The organism is Paraburkholderia fungorum, from assembly GCF_046026025.1.
GTDB classification, from domain to species: domain Bacteria; phylum Pseudomonadota; class Gammaproteobacteria; order Burkholderiales; family Burkholderiaceae; genus Paraburkholderia; species Paraburkholderia fungorum_E.
The window spans coordinates 40,688-57,404 of record NZ_JAQQFL010000025.1; the positions used below are offsets into that span (position 1 = coordinate 40,688).

General features: G+C 63.6%; 14 protein-coding genes and 1 pseudogene. 10 read left to right on the forward strand and 5 right to left on the reverse strand.

Annotation, left to right across the window (positions count from 1 at the left end; all coding sequences use genetic code 11):
- Positions 1-110: 110 nt before the first annotated feature.
- The 4 genes from PQR67_RS24755 (at position 111) to PQR67_RS24770 (ending at position 3,955) form a co-directional block, all read left to right on the forward strand.
- A complete protein-coding gene (locus tag PQR67_RS24755; protein WP_408465049.1) occupies positions 111-1,037 on the forward strand; it encodes an ABC transporter ATP-binding protein in 927 nt (308 codons plus the stop codon).
- Positions 1,034-1,795 (forward strand): ABC transporter permease, encoded by a 762-nt coding sequence (locus PQR67_RS24760; protein WP_120347367.1) that lies wholly within the window; start codon positions 1,034-1,036, stop codon positions 1,793-1,795. Before PQR67_RS24755 ends, PQR67_RS24760 begins: the two co-directional genes overlap by 4 nt.
- A gap of 73 nt (positions 1,796-1,868) precedes the next feature.
- Positions 1,869-3,284 (forward strand): amidase, encoded by a 1,416-nt coding sequence (locus PQR67_RS24765; protein WP_408465051.1) that lies wholly within the window; start codon positions 1,869-1,871, stop codon positions 3,282-3,284.
- Between the two features lie 380 nt (positions 3,285-3,664).
- The gene (locus tag PQR67_RS24770; RefSeq protein ID WP_028193889.1) at positions 3,665-3,955 is read left to right on the forward strand and encodes a hypothetical protein; all 291 of its coding nucleotides are present in this window, start codon (positions 3,665-3,667) and stop codon (positions 3,953-3,955) included.
- Positions 3,956-4,040: 85 nt separating this feature from the next.
- Here the strand turns inward: PQR67_RS24770 and PQR67_RS24775 are convergent, their stop codons facing one another.
- From PQR67_RS24775 to PQR67_RS24790, 4 genes and pseudogenes are all read right to left on the reverse strand, one after another.
- Positions 4,041-4,907 carry an SDR family NAD(P)-dependent oxidoreductase gene (locus PQR67_RS24775; protein ID WP_408465053.1) on the reverse strand — a complete coding sequence of 289 codons (867 nt, stop codon included), beginning with the start codon at positions 4,905-4,907 and terminating at the stop codon, positions 4,041-4,043.
- Positions 4,908-5,025: 118 nt separating this feature from the next.
- Positions 5,026-6,123 (reverse strand): annotated as a pseudogene (gene ribBA, locus PQR67_RS24780) (bifunctional 3,4-dihydroxy-2-butanone-4-phosphate synthase/GTP cyclohydrolase II); the annotation flags it as partial.
- Positions 6,124-6,189: 66 nt separating this feature from the next.
- The gene (locus PQR67_RS24785; protein ID WP_408465055.1) at positions 6,190-6,993 is read right to left on the reverse strand and encodes an enoyl-CoA hydratase/isomerase family protein; all 804 of its coding nucleotides are present in this window, start codon (positions 6,991-6,993) and stop codon (positions 6,190-6,192) included.
- 20 nt (positions 6,994-7,013) lie between these two features.
- Positions 7,014-7,970, reverse strand: coding sequence for an alpha/beta hydrolase (locus PQR67_RS24790; protein ID WP_408465057.1), 957 nt, complete (start codon positions 7,968-7,970; stop codon positions 7,014-7,016).
- A 284-nt stretch (positions 7,971-8,254) separates the two neighbouring features.
- Here PQR67_RS24790 and PQR67_RS24795 point away from each other — a divergent pair, with 284 nt between their 5' ends.
- Entirely contained in the window at positions 8,255-9,436 is a 1,182-nt protein-coding gene (locus tag PQR67_RS24795; RefSeq protein WP_175050288.1) for a helix-turn-helix transcriptional regulator, read from the forward strand.
- 99 nt (positions 9,437-9,535) lie between these two features.
- Here the strand turns inward: PQR67_RS24795 and PQR67_RS24800 are convergent, their stop codons facing one another.
- Complete coding sequence (locus PQR67_RS24800) at positions 9,536-9,886, reverse strand: VOC family protein (RefSeq protein WP_408465059.1); 351 nt, start codon at positions 9,884-9,886, stop codon at positions 9,536-9,538.
- Positions 9,887-10,192: 306 nt separating this feature from the next.
- Between PQR67_RS24800 and PQR67_RS24805 the strand changes: the two genes are divergently transcribed.
- The 5 genes from PQR67_RS24805 to PQR67_RS24825 all read left to right on the forward strand — a co-directional run bounded on the left by PQR67_RS24805 (position 10,193) and on the right by PQR67_RS24825 (position 16,713).
- Positions 10,193-11,347 carry an LLM class flavin-dependent oxidoreductase gene (locus PQR67_RS24805; RefSeq protein WP_408465061.1) on the forward strand — a complete coding sequence of 385 codons (1,155 nt, stop codon included), beginning with the start codon at positions 10,193-10,195 and terminating at the stop codon, positions 11,345-11,347.
- Between the two features lie 159 nt (positions 11,348-11,506).
- A complete protein-coding gene (locus PQR67_RS24810) occupies positions 11,507-12,700 on the forward strand; it encodes a flavin-dependent monooxygenase (RefSeq protein ID WP_408465063.1) in 1,194 nt (397 codons plus the stop codon).
- An 11-nt stretch (positions 12,701-12,711) separates the two neighbouring features.
- A complete protein-coding gene (locus PQR67_RS24815; protein ID WP_408465065.1) occupies positions 12,712-14,487 on the forward strand; it encodes an FAD-dependent oxidoreductase in 1,776 nt (591 codons plus the stop codon).
- Positions 14,484-15,002, forward strand: coding sequence for a flavin reductase family protein (locus tag PQR67_RS24820; protein ID WP_408465067.1), 519 nt, complete (start codon positions 14,484-14,486; stop codon positions 15,000-15,002). Before PQR67_RS24815 ends, PQR67_RS24820 begins: the two co-directional genes overlap by 4 nt.
- Positions 15,003-15,015: 13 nt before the next feature.
- Positions 15,016-16,713, forward strand: coding sequence for an FAD-binding protein (locus PQR67_RS24825; RefSeq protein ID WP_408465069.1), 1,698 nt, complete (start codon positions 15,016-15,018; stop codon positions 16,711-16,713).
- Positions 16,714-16,717 lie beyond the last annotated feature (4 nt).

Below are 16,717 nucleotides of genomic sequence, written 5' to 3' on the forward strand. Positions count from 1 at the left end.
TATCGGGGTTATGCTGCACGCTTTCCCACTTTCAATTACATTGCGGGTGCGGCCGCATATTCGCACCGCCTCCTTCCAATCAAATACCGGTGTTTGCCATCGTCGAACCCATGCAGCCAATCGTCTCGGTCAGCAATCTGTCGAAAACCTACGCCACGGGTTTTCATGCGCTCAAGAACATCAATCTGGCGATCAATCGCGGAGAAATCTTTGCCTTGCTAGGCCCCAACGGCGCGGGCAAAACCACCCTCATCAGCATCATCTGCGGCATCGTCAAGGCGAGCGAGGGCAGCGTGATGGTGGACGGCCGCGACATCGCGACCGACTACCGCGGCGCGCGTTCGCTGATCGGCCTCGTGCCGCAGGAACTCACCACCGACTCGTTCGAAACCGTCTGGGCGACCGTCTCGTTCAGCCGCGGGCTATTCGGCAAGCCGAAAAACCCCGCTTACGTCGAAAAGGTCCTGCGCGACCTGTCGCTGTGGGAAAAGCGCGATAACAAGATCATCACGCTGTCGGGCGGCATGAAGCGCCGCGTGCTGATTGCGAAGGCGCTCTCGCACGAACCGCGCGTACTGTTTCTCGACGAACCCACGGCGGGCGTCGACGTCGAGTTGCGCCGCGACATGTGGAAGCTGGTGCGCTCGCTGACCGCCAGCGGCGTGACGATCATTCTCACCACGCACTACATCGACGAAGCCGAGGAAATGGCCGATCGCATCGGCGTGATCAATGCAGGCGAGATCATGCTGGTCGAAGAGAAGACGGAGTTGATGCGCAAGCTCGGCAAGAAGCAGTTGACGCTGCAACTGGACAGTCCGCTCGCCGAGGTGCCGCCGGCGCTGGGCGGATATGGGCTGGATGTCGCCAAGGGTGGCAACGAGTTGATCTACACGTATGAGGGCGACGGCGGGCGCACCGACATCATCGCGCTGCTCAAGGCGCTCGACGACGCCGGCATCCGTTTCAAGGATCTGCATACGACGCAAAGCTCGCTCGAAGACATCTTCGTCAGTCTGCTCCGAGGTAACCAATGAATATCTACGCAATCCGCGCGATCTATAAGTTCGAGATGGCGCGCACCTGGCGCACGTTGATGCAGAGCATCATCGCGCCGGTGATTTCAACGTCACTTTACTTCGTCGTGTTCGGCGCGGCGATCGGTTCGCGCATCAAGGAAGTGGACGGCATCAGTTACGGCGCCTTCATCGTGCCGGGTCTGATCATGTTGTCGCTGCTGTCGCAGAGCATTTCGAATGCGTCGTTCGGCATTTATTTTCCGCGCTTCACCGGCACGATCTACGAATTGCTGTCGGCGCCGGTGTCGTATCTGGAGATCGTCGTGAGCTATGTGGGCGCGGCGGCCACCAAATCGATTCTGCTCGGGTTGATCATTCTGGCGACCGCCGGGCTCTTTGTGCCGCTGCAGGTGCAGCATCCGTTCTGGATGATTCTGTTTCTGGTGCTCACCGCGGTGACGTTCAGTCTGCTCGGTTTCATTATCGGCATCTGGGCGGATAGCTTCGAGAAATTGCAACTCGTGCCGCTCCTGATCATCACGCCGCTTACGTTCCTTGGCGGAAGTTTCTATGCGGTCAATATGCTGCCGCCATTCTGGAAGGTCGTGACGCTATTCAATCCGATCGTCTATCTGGTCAGCGGATTTCGCTGGAGCTTCTATGGCCTCGCCGACGTGGATGTCGAGGTCAGCCTCGGCATGACCGCGTTGTTCCTGGCGGTATTTCTCGCAATCGTCGCGTGGATCTTCAAGACCGGGTATCGCTTGAAGAGCTGAGCGTTCTGACGACGCAAAACGCACGCGGCATGCGAAACTGACGGGCATCCCCACTACGGAGCCGATAGCCACCATGTCCGTCGATTTGAGTCTCATTGAGCGAAGCGCGTGCGAAATTGTCGATCTGCTGCGCGAGGAGGCCGTCAGTCCGCACGATCTGCTCGACACGTTGGCCGCCCAGGTGGCGCGCGTCGAACCGCAGGTCAACGCGCTGCCCACGCTGTGTTTCGAACGCGCGCATGCCCATGCCGATGCATTGCTGAAGAAGCCGGTTGGCGAGCGCGGTCTGCTATGCGGGCTGCCGGTGCCGATCAAGGATTTGACCGACGTCGCCGGTGTACGCACCACGCGCGGTTCGCTTGTCTATCGCGATCGCATTCCGGACGCATCCGATGCCGGCGTGACGTTGCTTGAAGCACGCGGTGGCGTGGTCTATGCGAAATCGAACACGCCGGAGTTCGGCTCCGGCGGTCACACGTACAACAGCGTATTCGGCGTGACCCGCAATCCGTGGGACCTGTCGCGCTCGGCGGGCGGTTCTTCGGGCGGGGCGGCTGCCGCGTTGGCGTCGGGCACCGCGTGGATCGCGCAAGGTTCCGATCTGGCGGGGTCGTTGCGCACGCCTTCGGCGTTTTGCGGCGTGGTGGGCCTGCGTCCCACGCCGGGGCGCGTGTCGTATGGGCCGGGCGCGGATCCGTACAACACCTTGAGCATTCAAGGGCCGATGGCGCGCAACGTAACCGATGCCGCGCTGTTGCTCGACGCGATGTGCGGCGACCTTGATTGCGCACCCTTGTCGCTGAGCGAACCGGCGACTTCGTTTCTGGACCATGCACGCCAGCCGCGGCGGCCGGCGCGTATCGCGTTCAGCGAAGGGCTGGGTATCGCGACCGTCGAGCCCGAAATCCTCGCGATCTGCCGCAAAACGATGGACCGCCTGAGCGTTTCCGGTGTCGGCGTGGATGAAAGCGATATCGATCTGAGCGCGGCAACCCAGGCGTTCCATACGCTGCGCGGTATCTCCTACGCGGCGAACTATGAAGACGTGTTGGCGCAACATCGCGACGTGCTGAACCCGGACGTGATCTGGAATATCGAGTTCGGCCTGCGAGTGGATAACCGCGCGATGCTTGCCGCACAGCGCACGCGCGGCGCGTTGTTCCACAAGATGAATGCGCTGTTGCAGCGCTATGACGTGCTGATCTGCCCGGCATCCATCGTGCTGCCGTTCCCGGTGGAAGCGCGCGATGTCCGCGATGCAGCCGGTCGCCACTTCGAGACGTATATCGACTGGCTCGCGATCACCTATGCGTTAACGCTCACCGGGATGCCGGTCATCGCGATTCCGTGCGGGATGAGTGCAAGTGGCTTGCCGGTCGGCATTCAGGTCGTAGGCAAGCCGCGCGGCGAAGCGGCGTTGCTGTCCGCAGCGCGCGCGATCGAAGAGGTGATCGGGACGTGGTCGGTGGGTAAGCCGCAAACGGCCTGATATGTGCGTTGGCGGCGCTACCGCCTTGAATGTGTGGACGTGACGGCGCTTGCCGTCACGTTTGCTGGTCTCCGTCGCAATCGCTTCCTCGCAATTCCTCCGCAGCCCTCTCCGCAACATCTCCCCGCATTTCCTGTCGCGATCCCGCCGTCGGTCCCTCGGCAATCTTCCTGTAAGCCGCGCTCAGGCAATCCCCTTAGTCCATCCGGACGATGCCCGCACGCCGCCAATCGCCGTCAATGACGGTATGAACCGGGAGCGGCGCGACAAGGTTTTTGGTCCGCCGTATCGAGGCGTACAGCCACGTAGCAGGCGTTTGAGCCGCGCGTAGGGACTAAGACGAGCGGGATGAGGACGGACGTGATGCGGGAGGGATGCAGATGAAATCCAGAGTTCAGCGGGATGGACTGGTTGCCGGTTTGCTGGTGGCGATCGGCGTGGTCGGCGTATCCGTGCGGCAGCTCTACGCATGCGCCTGGAGCGACGAGTTTCCCGGCATGGTGTGTACGGCCGGATCGTCGCTGTCATTGTTTCTGGGCATCACCGGGTTGGCTGCGCTGGCCGGAAGAATCTGGGCCCGCCGCTCGGGCGCGGACGAACAGTGCTTCACCTTTCTCGGCGCGGTGGGTGGCGCGGCGCTGGTGTACGCGATGGTGGTGAGCGGCTTCTAGCCGCCCGCGCCGCACGACAAGACACGAAGCGGCGCGCAACGGCAGGGCATTCAGAGCGGCCGTACCGCGCCGTGTCTCACGACGATCAGGCCACGATCGCCGGATGTGCCTGCACCGGTCCGCCCAGCGCCTCTCGATGCGAGGGCGGCTGGCGACCGTCGGGTTCGGTGATGCCGTACTCGCGCGCAAGCTCCGCGCCGACCAGCACCAGACCGGATTGCCGCTGACGTTGCGGGTCGCGATACAACGCGTCGATCAGGCGTCCGGTGAACTGTGGTGTCTCCGCAAGTTCGCTGAAGCCCGCATATTGTTCGGGATGCTCAGCGATCACGCGCGCGGTGCGCTCGGTTTGCAGCATACCCATCCAGATGGAAACCGCTGCGACGCCATACGGCTTCAGATCGACGGCCATGTCCTTGGCGAATTTGTCGACGCCTGCTTTCTGCGCGCCGTACGCCGCGCCGTGCATGTAGCAGCTCGCGCCGAACGAGGACGTGAACGCGATCAGGCCATCACCTTGTGCAGCCATCAAACGCGCGGCATGCCAGCTCGCGACATACGCGGAGCGCAGGCCGACATCGAGAATATCCACAAGGCCCAGCGGTTTTTCCCAGAACGGTGCCGGGCGAATCAGTTCGTCGTGCAGCGTCGTAGCATTGTTGACGAGGATGTCGAGGCGTCCGCTGTTGTGCTGGATAGAGTCGAATACTTCGGCAACTTGCTGGTCGTCGGCATGATCGCAGGTCAGCGCAATGCCCTTGCCGCCGAGCTTATCGATTTCAATCGCCGTTGCGTGCACGGTGCCGGGCAAGGGCGCGTCACCTTCTCGTTGCGTGCGTCCCGTTACGTAGACCGTTGCCCCCGTCGCGGCGAGGGCGAGTGCGATACCTTTGCCGGCACCGCGCGAGGCGCCGGTCACGAGAGCGACATAGGGCTGATTGGTTTGAGTCATCGGGCATTCACCATGAAGAAGCTTCGAGTTCGTATGACGGGGGCAGGGCGCTTGCCTGCGTTGCCGCGACGGACCTCACGGGCGCGCCAGCTCGCGGCGCCGCAGCCGTGCGTTCGAACGCATGAGGGTTATCCGGATCCGCTTCGCCAAGCGGAATGAACGCCATGATTTCGAGTTCATGACCCGACAGCGCCGGTAGCCTGAATGGACTCGACAGCACATTCAGTCGACGCACGCCGAGGTCGCGCAAAATCTGCGAGCCAATGCCGGAGAGCCGGCCGTCCTTGCGGGCAGGGATGCCGTTGCTGCCGGTCATCGCATCGGTTCGCATGTCGCAATCGAGCAGAACCGCCACGCCGCATCCAGCCGCATCGATCTTCTGCAGCGCCGCGTGCAACGGCCATGAATGCGCGGACGGCTCCGCATCGAGCAGATCGAGCAGCGAAAAACATTCGTGCACGCGTGTGAGCACGGGGACATGGGGCATGGGATTGCCGCGCACCAACGCCAGATGCGTGGAATGGCGCACCGTGTCGCGGTACTGAATGGCGCGAAACGGCCCCCACGGCGTGTGCAACGGCCTCTCACCAACACGCTCGACGAGCGACTCGTGCGTGCTGCGATAGTGGATCAGATCGGCAATCGTGCCGATTTTCAAACCGTGACGTTCGGCGAATTCGATCAGTTGCGGCAGACGCGACATGGTGCCGTCGTCGTTCATGATTTCGCAGATCACCGCAGCGGGCGTCAAGCCTGCCAATGCGGTGAGGTCGCAACCCGCCTCGGTATGTCCGGCACGCACCAGCACGCCGCCCTCTCGCGCAGCGATCGGGAACACATGACCCGGTTGTACAAGATGTTCGGCGCGTACGTCGGCGTGAATCGCCGTGCGGATCGTATGCGCGCGATCGGCAGCAGAGATACCGGTGGTGACGCCTTGCGCCGCCTCGATGCTGACCGTGAACGCAGTGCCGTACTGCGTGCCGTTCTGTTCCGCCATCGGCGGGAGTTTCAGGCGCGCGCAGTGCCCGGCGCTTAGCGTCAGGCAAACGAGGCCGCGGCCAAAGCGCGCCATGAAGTTGATCGCTTCGGGCGTGACGTGGTCGGCGGCAATCAGCAGATCGCCTTCGTTCTCGCGATCTTCCTCATCGACCAGAATGATCATGCGGCCGGCTTTCAGCTCGGCGACGATTTCGTCGGTAGTGGCCAGTTTCATGAATTTATCCCTGTGCTACTGCAGTTGCGATTGCGCTCGCGCCTATAGAAAAGCGAGGCAAGGCGCTTAACGTGCGCCAGAGCCGAATACGGGTGCGCGTTTGTCGAAGAATGCGTCGATGCCTTCGCGGAAGTCTTCGCCTGCCGCGCAGTGCAGAAAACTGCGTTGCTCCGCGTACAGATGCTCGGCGAAGCTGCGCTCGGGTGCGTGCAGGATCAGATTCTTGGTTTGCGCGAAGGCATCCGGCGAGAGCGCGCCCATCCGCTTTAACAGCGAGCGTGTTTGCGCGGCGAGTTCGTCGTCCGGGACGACCCAGTTGACGATACCGGCTCGCAGGGCCTCGTCGGCCGTATGCCGCTCATCGAGATACATCCATTGCGCGGCCTGTTTGGTGCCGAGCGTGCGCGGTAATGTGTAGGTCGCGCCGCCGTCGGGGGAGGTGCCGATGCGGCCATAAGCCGACGTAAACGTCGCGCTCTTTGCGGCAATAGCCAGATCGCAGGCCGCGACGAGGCTCAAGCCGAAGCCCGCCACGGCGCCGTTGATGCTGGCGATCACCGGCTTGCGCGAACCCGTGACGGTCTCGACCACGGTTTGCGCGAGCCGCACGAGTTTGCCTATCGAGCGATCGCGGACCACGGGCTTTGCGTCGAGTGCGGCGCGCATGGTCTGCAAGTCGCCGCCCGCCATGAAGGCGTTGCCGGCGCCCGTCAGGACGATCGCGCGGACCTCATCATGGTGAGCGAGGCGGGCGAGCTTGGCGTTGAGTTCGTTGGCCATCGCTTCGTTGAGCGCGTTCAATGCTTCAGGGCGGTCGAACGTGAGCGTCGCGATACCGTCTTCGGCCGCGAGGCGGATCAATGCAGTCATGTCTTTTCTGGGGAACGGAGTCAGGTGTTCTGGGCGTGCAGCGCATGGCGCAAGGCGCGCGCCGCGATCGTGAGGACATGGTCGGCCGCATCGAGCGCACCGAGCAGACTGGCGAAACCGTGCATCTGTCCCGGCCAGCGCAGATGTGTCGTGAGCACGCCGGCTTGTGCGAGCCGCGCCGCATAGCGTTCGGCCTCGTCGCGCAATGGATCGTATTCGGCGCTGATGATGGTGGCGCTGGCTACACCCGTGAGATCGGCAGCGGCGAGCGGACTGGCGAGCGGATCGGCACGATCGGCGCCCGGCGCGAAATACTGTTCCTTGAACCAGCGCATCATGACCGCCGTCAGGAAGTACCCCTCGCCCATCGATTCATATGAAGGATGTTCGGTGGCGCAATCCACCACCGGGTAGAACAGCACCTGATGCGCGATATTCACGGCGCCGTGACGCAACTGCTGCGCGACGACCGCTGCCAGATTGCCGCCGGCACTGTCGCCCGCGACGGCAAGCGCGCCGGGCCGTACGCGCAAATCGGCCGAACTGGACGCGGCCCAGCGCACGGCGTCGCACGCATCGAGCGCGGCGGCCGGAAAGCGTGCCTCCGGCGCAAGCCGGTAATCGACCGATAGCACGACCGTTCGCGCGCGTTGCGCGAGGCAACGGCAAATGTTTGCGTGAGTATCGAGCCCGCAAGAAACAAAGCCGCCGCCGTGAAAGAAGACAGTAAGGGGCAGCAAGGCGTTGCCATGCACATCGCCACTTTCCACCACCGGCCGGTAGAGGCGCGCGGCAAGCGGGCCGCTGGCGCCTGGAATCGTCAGATCTTCTTCCGCCGCGACGCAGTCGCCCGGCGCAAAACCACCGCCTGCAGCGAGCATCGCACGGTATACGGGCACGGTGAGTTGCGCGAAATCGAGTGGGGGCATGCCGGCGAAAGCGGCGAGCACGGCCTGCGCCTGGGGATCGAGCGCCATCGGGTCTCCTGAGAATATGATGAAAGCGGCTATACCGGGTATAGGCGATGCGGCCGCGCCAGACCCGAATCGACCTGCAAATCAGGGTGTTCGGCGCGCACGCCGCAACACTGAACGCATTGAAGCGCGGCGGCTTCAAGGGGGCATCGTCCGATTGGACGAGAGTTCGTTCGCACGCTCAGCGAAACTTTCCCGAGCTAAGTACTTCTCCTGATGCCAGCGAACAGATCGACCCTTAAGCTTGGCGTCGCGATGCAACATCGCATGGAGGACGGAGAGTGTTGATGGAGACAAAATGGGCCCCTGAAGAGGGCCAGGCCATGAGTGAACTGGCCGAGGTGAGCGTCGCGCAATTCAGCGAACTGACCGCACGGATTTATCAGGGGGCGCTGGAAAGCACACCGTGGGCGAGCGCGCTCGAGTTGATCCGCACTTCGCTCGGTGCAAGCTATGCCACCCTGATTTTGCGTTCGCCTTCGAGCGACCGGCGCGGTCTGATGGTGCACGCTTCCGAAATGGGCTCGGGCGTGCCGGGCGAAGCGTCGTACAACAACTACTACTATTCGCTCGACCCGTTTGTCGGTTTGCCTGCGGATCGCGTGGTCACGGTCGACGAAGTATTCGGCGACACGGGTTGGCTCACCAGCGAACTCTACAAGCAGTTCCTGAAACCGGCCGACATTCGCTACATCATGGGCGCCGATCTGCGCACGGAATCCGGTGTCGAATGCCGGTTTCGCGTATGCCGTAGCCATGCCTCGAAGCATTTTTCCGCACGCGACAAAGCGTTTTGCGCGCTACTGCTGCCGCATTTGCGGCGCGCGGTCGAACTGCATTCGCGGCTCGATATCGTGGAGTCGGAGCGCACGCTGTATGCGAGCGCGATCGACCGGATGCTGGTGGGGACGGTGACGCTCGACGAGAGCGGTGCGATCATGCGCACCAACAGCGTGGCCGATGAGATTCTCGCGCAGGGCAACGGCTTGCGTATCGTGCACGGCAATGTGGAGGCGACCGATGCGCAGGAGAACCGCAACTTGCAAAGGCTGGTGCGCCATGCGCTGATGGGGCACTTCGGCACGGCCGCGCCGATTGTCGAAGCCATGCCGATCACGCGGGGTTGCGACAAGCCGAAACTCGGCGTGCTGGTGCGCACGATTCCGCTTTCGGATTGGTCCGAGGACAACAAGCGCCGCCCTGCCACCGTGCTGTTTTTGCGTGATCCCGATCGCAAATCGCAAGGCTCGCAGGAGATCGTGCGCAAGCTGTTCGACCTCACGCCGGCGGAGACCTCGCTCGCCTTGCTGTTGACCAACGGGTTGACGCTGGAAGAGGCCGCCGACGAATTGGGCATCAGCAAGAACACCGCGCGGGCTCATCTGCGGGCCATCTTCTCGAAGACGGGCGTTACGCGTCAGGCCACGCTCGTGCGCATTCTGCTGGGCAGTGTGGTGCCGCTTGGCTGAACGCCACTGAACGAACGCGTGCTCACCCGGCGCCGCAGGTGTGCGCGTGGACCTGTCTGTGCGGCGCCTGTATCAGGCGCCGCAATACTTTCCAGGCGCTTAAACCGCGCGCTTTTGCGACAACACCAGCAACGCGCCGTTCCTGTCCTCCAGCACCGCACGCCATTCGTGCGGCCCTTGCTGTACCGGCACGCGTACTGATGCGCCCGCCGCGACCACCCGCGCCATCGCCGCGTACAGGTCGTCGTTTTCGTCGACGCGAAACACCAGTGCCGCACGTTCGACGATCCGCTCTTCGCCCGCCACCAGCGCGATGCTCAGCGCACCGCCGTCGAGCGCGCAATAGCGTTCGCCGTCACGGAACTTCACCGTCAAACCGAGCCCGTCGACAAAGAGCGGCAGCGCCGCGTCGATCGTATCGACCGGGTACAGCATCATCGAAGCCTTCATTGCATTGCACTCCCATCAGTTGAGCAGCGTTGTATAGCGGCTCGATCGTAGCGTCACGGATGCACGCCGTACGAGGTCCAATCGGACTAGCCGGGCTATGAAAAACACGGCGGAACACGCGGTGGACAGGCCTTCGATCAAAGCTTCCACGTCAAAGCACGCACCGTTAATCCAAATAGACGATGCCGGGGCGCACGCGCGAACTGAAACTTCATTCCGTGGACCGTCACGATCATCGTAGGAATCGGTGGGTCGGGAGCGGACCGCCCGTTTCAGCACAGTCCAAAATTCATGGAGACGCACGCAATGAAGTTTTCTCTGATTTACGAAGCCCAGACCACGGACGCTTCGCGGGAAGGCGATCACCGGGTATTCAAGGAGACCGTCGAGCAGGCGTTGCTCGCCGAACAGATGGGTTTCGATACCGTCTGGTGCGTCGAACACACGTCGCTGACGAACTACGCGCATATGAGCGCCCCGGAAACCTTTCTCGCGTATCTGGCCGGACGCACGACCCGCATCGGCCTCGGCCACGGCGTGATCTGCCTGCCGCCCGCGATGAATCATCCGATCAAGGTGGCCGAACGCGTGGCCATGCTCGACATTCTGTCGGGCGGCCGCGTGCATTTCGGCGTCGGCAAAGGCGGCAGCCAGCAGGAAGCGGGGGCGTTCGGCTACGACCTCGCCGAGCTGCAACCGATGATCGACGAATCGATGTACCTGGTGCCGAAGATGTTCGTGCAGGACGAGATCGAGCACGACGGCAAATACATCAAGATTCCTAAGCGTCCGATTCACCCGAAACCGTTTCAGGACCCGCATCCGCCGATGTACATGGCCTGCACCAACAACGACGGCTTGCTGCGCGCCGGCCAGCGTGGTCTTGGTGCACTGGTGCTCGGTTTTGGCGGTCCCGATGAAGTCGCGAAGAAAAACGCGCTGTATCGCGAAGCGTGGGCGACCCGCAAAGCCGAGGACCAGGTCGGTTTCCGTCCGACGCAGCATCTGGCCGCACTGTGCCCGACCGTGGTGCTGAACGACGGCCAGCAGGCCCGCAAGATCGGCATTCGCGGTCAGCGTTATTTCATGGAGTCGCTGGCTTACTGGTACACCGGCGGCGAACGTCCGAACCCGGATAGCTGGGGCGACGACCTCGTGAAGGGCAATACCGGCGAAATGGTGATCCGTTCGCGCTTCGCGTCGGAAGAAGTGGTGGTCGACTTCAGCGATCCGGCGCTTTCGATGATGAACCCGAATCACGCGTACGGCACCGTCGACGATTGCATTGGCTATGTGGGCCGCCTGATGGAAGCCGGTGTGGATGAAGTGCTGTTCCTGTGCCAGATGGGCACGGTGTCTCAGGAAGCGCAACTCGAAACGATCCGCAACATCGGCGAGCACGTGATTCCTTACTTCAATCGCCTGAAGAGCGAGAAGCAGAAGGCGCCGGTTGCTGCGTAACGTTGCTGCATAAGGTTGCTGCATAAGCTTGCCTCGTAACAACGGGCGAGGCGGGCGTCGCTAGTCTCTTCAGACGATGCGACGCCGCAGCCGCAGCTTGAAGATGAATCCAACAAAACAGGCGCCGCACCCCTCTCGCGCGCCATCATGGAGACAGCCGTGCATCGCGACAATGATTCGAACGCCCTTGCAGCCGAACTGATCGCCCGCGCCGAAGCGCTCGCGCCGGTACTCGCCGGGCGTGCCGCGCAGGCCGAGGCGAATGGCCGGATTCCGGCCGAAACGCTGGCCGATTTTCAGGCCGCTGGTTTTTTCAAGGTGCTTCAGCCGAAGCGTTATGGCGGCTACGAACTCGATCCGCAAACCTTCTTCGAGATTCAGATGGCGGTGGCGCGCGGTTGCATGTCGACCGCGTGGGTGTACGGCGTGATCGGCGTGCATAACTGGCAACTGGCGCTGTTCGACGAACGTGCGCAGCAGGACGTGTGGGGCAAGGACCCGGGCACGCTGATCGCGTCGACCTATATGCCGGTGGGCCGTGTGACGCCGGTTGAGGGCGGCTTCCGGCTGTCCGGGCACTGGAAGTTTTCGAGCGGCAGCGAGCTGTGCGAATGGATCTTTCTCGGCGCGCTCGTGCCGCCGGCGAAAGAGGGCGAGCCGCCGGAATACCGTACCTTCCTGTTGCCGAAAAGCGATTACACGATCGAACAGGATTGGGACGTGCTGGGTTTGCGCGCGACCGGCAGCCACGACATCGTGGTGAACGATGTGTTCGTGCCGGACTATCGCACGCACAAGGCAATCGACGGCATGATGGGCACGAGCCCGGGTCTCGCGGTGAACGATGCCCCGCTGTTCCATCTGCCGTTTGCGCAGATCTTCGTGCGGGCGGTGTGCACCGCGTGCATTGGCGCATTGCAAGGCGCGCTGGACGACTTCACGTCCTACGCGGCCACCCGCGTGAGCGCCAACAGCGGCGCGAAAACCACTGACGACACCGGCGCGCAAACCGCGTGCGCCAACGCGGCGGTCGCCATCGACGAAATGAAAGTGCTGCTGATGCGCAACTTCGCCGAGCTGCTCGCGGCGGTCAATGGCGGCACGGCGGTATCGATCGAGCGCCGCGTGCACTTCCGCTATCAATCCGCGCAAGTGGCGGAACGCTGCGCGCAGGCCGCCAACGCGCTGCTGCGCTACGCGGGGGGCAACGGCATTTACAACCGCAATCCGCTAGTGCGGCGCTTTCTCGATCTGCATGCGGCGCGCGCGCACTACGCGAACAACCTGGATCGTTTCGGCCAGAATCTCGGCGCCGTGATGCTGGGGCGTCCGAACACTGATTTCTTCGTCTGATGGATGCCGCCATGAGCCAACAGCAAACGCAGAACTACGTGTTCGACGTGGTGGTGGTCGGCTCCGGCGCGGGTGGCATGCTGGCCGCCTGCCGCGCGGCCGACCGTGGGCTGTCCGTCGTCGTGCTCGAAAAGAGCGACGTGTACGGCGGGACCTCGGCGGTCTCGGGCGGTGGCATCTGGATTCCGTGCAACCACCATATCGCTGAGATGGGCGTGACCGATACGCGCGAGGCCGCCCGAACCTATCTCGACGCGTGCACGCAAGGTCTGAGCGCGAGCGACCGGCTCGACGCCTATCTCGACACCGCGCCGGAGATGCTGCGCTATGTCGAAGCGAATACGCCGGTGCGTTATGAAGCGTTGCCGAAGTACGCGGACTACTTTCAGGATCTGCCTGGATCGATGCCGGGTTACCGCGCGCTCGATCCGCTGCCGGTGGATGGCGCGTCGCTCGGTGACGAATTCGCGCGCTTGCGGCTGCCTTCACCCGGCACGCTGATCGGCGGGCGAGTGGCGGTGACGTCGAAGGAGGCGCACATCCTGCTGTCGAAAGCGCCGGGATACATCGGGCTCGCGCTGAAACAGTTCGGCCGCTACTGGTTCGATCTGCGCGCGCGCAGCCGTTCGCGGCGCGACCGGCGCCTGACGCTCGGCAATGCATTGGCGGGCGGCCTGCGCCGTGCCTTGCTCGATCGCGACATTCCGCTGTGGCTCAACGCGCCGATGGCCGAGCTGCTCGAAGCAGACGGACGCGTCACGGGCGTCGTGGTGGGGCGCGGCGAGCAGACCGCGCGCGTGCTCGCGAGACGCGGCGTGATTCTCGCGGCCGGTGGCTTCGAGCGCAATCAGGCGATGCGCGAGCGCTATCTGCCGCAGCCCACGCAAGCGCAGTGGAGCGCGACCCCGCCGAACAATACCGGCGATGCGATTGCCGTCGGGTTGAAACTGGGCGCTCAGATTGCCTTGATGGAGCACGTGTGGGGCGCGCCGACCGTGCACGTGGATCATGAGGAAAAGCAGCGCGCGCTGTTTGTCGAACGCAATTTGCCAGGTTGTGTGGTGGTCAACGGACTCGGCAAGCGTTTCGTGAATGAAGCCGCGCCGTATTCGGAGTTCGTGCCGGCGATGTATCGCGACCATGCGCAAACCGGTGCGTGCGTGCCGGCCTGGATGGTGTTCGATGCGCAGTTCCGCCACAAATACCCGTGCGGGCCGATCATGCCCGGCGCGATGATGCCGGACAGCCGCATTCCGACGGCGTTTCGTTCGCTGCTCTACAAGGCCGATTCGCTCGATGCGCTGGCCGCGCAAATCGGCGTCGATGCGCAGGGCTTGCGCGACACCGTGGCAAAGATGAATCGCTACGCCGCAACCGGTATCGACGAAGAATTCGCCAAAGGCGGCAACGCCTTCGACACCTACTACGGCGACCCCGGCGTCAAACCGAATCCGTGTCTCGCGCCAATCGGGACAGGACCGTTCTACGCGGTGCGTATCGACGCGGGCGACATCGGCACCAAAGGCGGTCTCCTTACCGATGCCCGCGCTCGCGTGCTACACACCGACGGCACACCGATTGCCGGACTCTTTGCAATCGGCAACACCAGTGCGTCGATGATGGGGGCGAGCTACCCCGGCGCGGGTTCGACGCTTGGACCCGCCATGACCTTTGGCTACATCGCCGCGAATCATCTTGCCGATGCCGGCGATGATCGCAACGATGACAGCAGTACTTCACATCCAGCACGCGCTGCCGGCAACGAACTTCGCGGAGTCACGTCATGACCGAACTCACTTCTCATCCATTGCGCGCCGACATGCTGCTGGCGATGCGCCGCCTCGCGCGCTCGGTCGCCGTGATCAGTTGCAGCGACGGCGAACGGCGCTATTCGATGTCGGCCACGGCGGTCGATTCGCTCTCGACCGAACCGCCATCGCTCCTGATCTGCATTAACCGCACGTCGTCGATATTTCCGCCGCTCGACAAGGGCGCGGCGTTTTGCGTGAACGTGCTCTCGGCGCAGCATCAGCACATTGCGATCGATTGCAGCGGACGCCTCAAAGGCGAAGAACGCTTCACGACCGGCAACTGGCAGCGTTCCGATCATGGCGTGCCGTATCTGCACGACGCGCAGGCGAGTCTGATCTGCACGCAGGACGGCCGCTTCGACTACGGCACGCATGCGATCTTTATCGGCCGTGTCGATCAGGTGCTGATCAGTGGCGAGGTCGATCCGCTGGTGTATGTGGATGGTATCTATACCACCGCTGCCGCGCCCGCGCGCTGCGCCGCGGCCTGAACGGACGCGCGCGATGCAAAACCCTTCGTCCGCCCAGCAGGAATCGGCCACACCGGTCGAAGCGCCGCTCGTTGTCGACGATCCGGCCTGTGTGCGCTGGGACGATGTGTGCGACGTGCTGGTGGCGGGCTTTGGCGCGGCAGGCGCATGCGCCGCGCTGGAAGCGGCGGCGGCCAGTGCGAAAGTGCGGATCGTCGAGCGGTTCGAGGGTGGCGGCGCGAGCGCCAAAAGCGGCGGCGTGGTGTACGCGGGTGGCGGCACGCGCTATCAAACTGAAGCAGGCTACAACGACACGCCTGAGGCGATGTTCGCGTACTTGCAACAGGAAGTGGGCGAGGCGGTGTCCGCGGCAACGCTCAAGCGCTTTTGCGCGGGCAGCGTCGACATGCTGCGCTGGCTCGAGCGTCTCGGCGTGCGCTTTGCCGCGTCGGTGCCGCCGCGCAAGACGTCGTATCCGCAGAATCGTTACTACCTGTACTACTCAGGCAATGAAGCCGTGGGCGATGCTGTGCGCGAACATGCGCCGGCGCCGCGTGGACATCGGGTGGTCGGCGACGGCATGTCGGGGCGCGTGCTGTACGACACGCTGCGGCGCGCGGTGGAGGCGCAGCCATTTGTCGAGACGATGCGCCATGCCAGCGTGCGCAGGCTGGTCACCGACCGCAGCGGGCGCGTGATCGGTGCGCAAGTCTGGCAAGTGGCGCCAGGCCGTGCGCAGCGCGTTCATCGGCGGCTCGCGCGCTGGGCCGAGCGCCTGCATAACGGCCTGCCCGCGTGGGCCGACCGGTTACGCGCCACGCTCCATCGTGTCGAGCAACGCGAGGGCCGGCTCATCACGATCAAGGCCGACGCAGTGGTCTTGAGCACCGGCGGCTTCATCTTCAACCGGTCGATGGTGGCGCACTACGCGCCGCGTTATCTGCCGAACTGGCGTCTTGGCACCACCGGTTGCGACGGGTCGGGCATCCGGCTCGGTTTGTCGGCTGGTGGCGTGGCGCAGCGGCTCGAACGGGTGTCCGCGTGGCGTTTCATCAATCCGCCCTATGCATGGGCGCAAGGCTGCGTCGTGGATCGCCGCGGCGAGCGCTTTTGCAACGAGGAAGTCTATGGCGCCGCGCTCGGCCACGCGATGTGCGAAACCCGCGAAGGGCACGCGTGGCTGATTCTCGACGCTCGGCTTGTGAAGCACGCGCTCAAGGAATGCTGGCGCGGCAGGCTGTGGGCGTTTCAGAGCGTGCCCGCGATGCTGTTGATGCTGGCAGGCCGCAAGCGCGCCCGTTCGCTGGCTGATCTGGCCGCGCGCATCGGCGCTGATCCGGCGGTGCTCGAACCAACCGTCAATGCGTACAACCTGAGCGCGCTGAACGGTATCGACCGGGCGTTCGGCAAATCCGCCGCCATGTTGCAGCCGCTTACCCACGGCCCGTACTACGCGATCGACATTTCATCGGACAGCCGCGTTTTCCCGTGTCCGTCGATCACGCTGGGCGGCTTGCGAGTCGATGAGGCGAGCAACGCGGTGCTGTCGGCGCAGGGCACGCCGATCGAAGGCTTGTTCGCCGCCGGCCGGGCCGCTTGCGGCCTCGCCTCGAATCATTACGTGAGCGGCCTTTCGCTCGCGGACTGTATCTGGTCCGGCCGCCAGGCGGGCCGGGCCGCAGCGGGTGTGGTTCTCGCGAACGCCGCCCATTTCCTGACTGAAACTGACTGACACT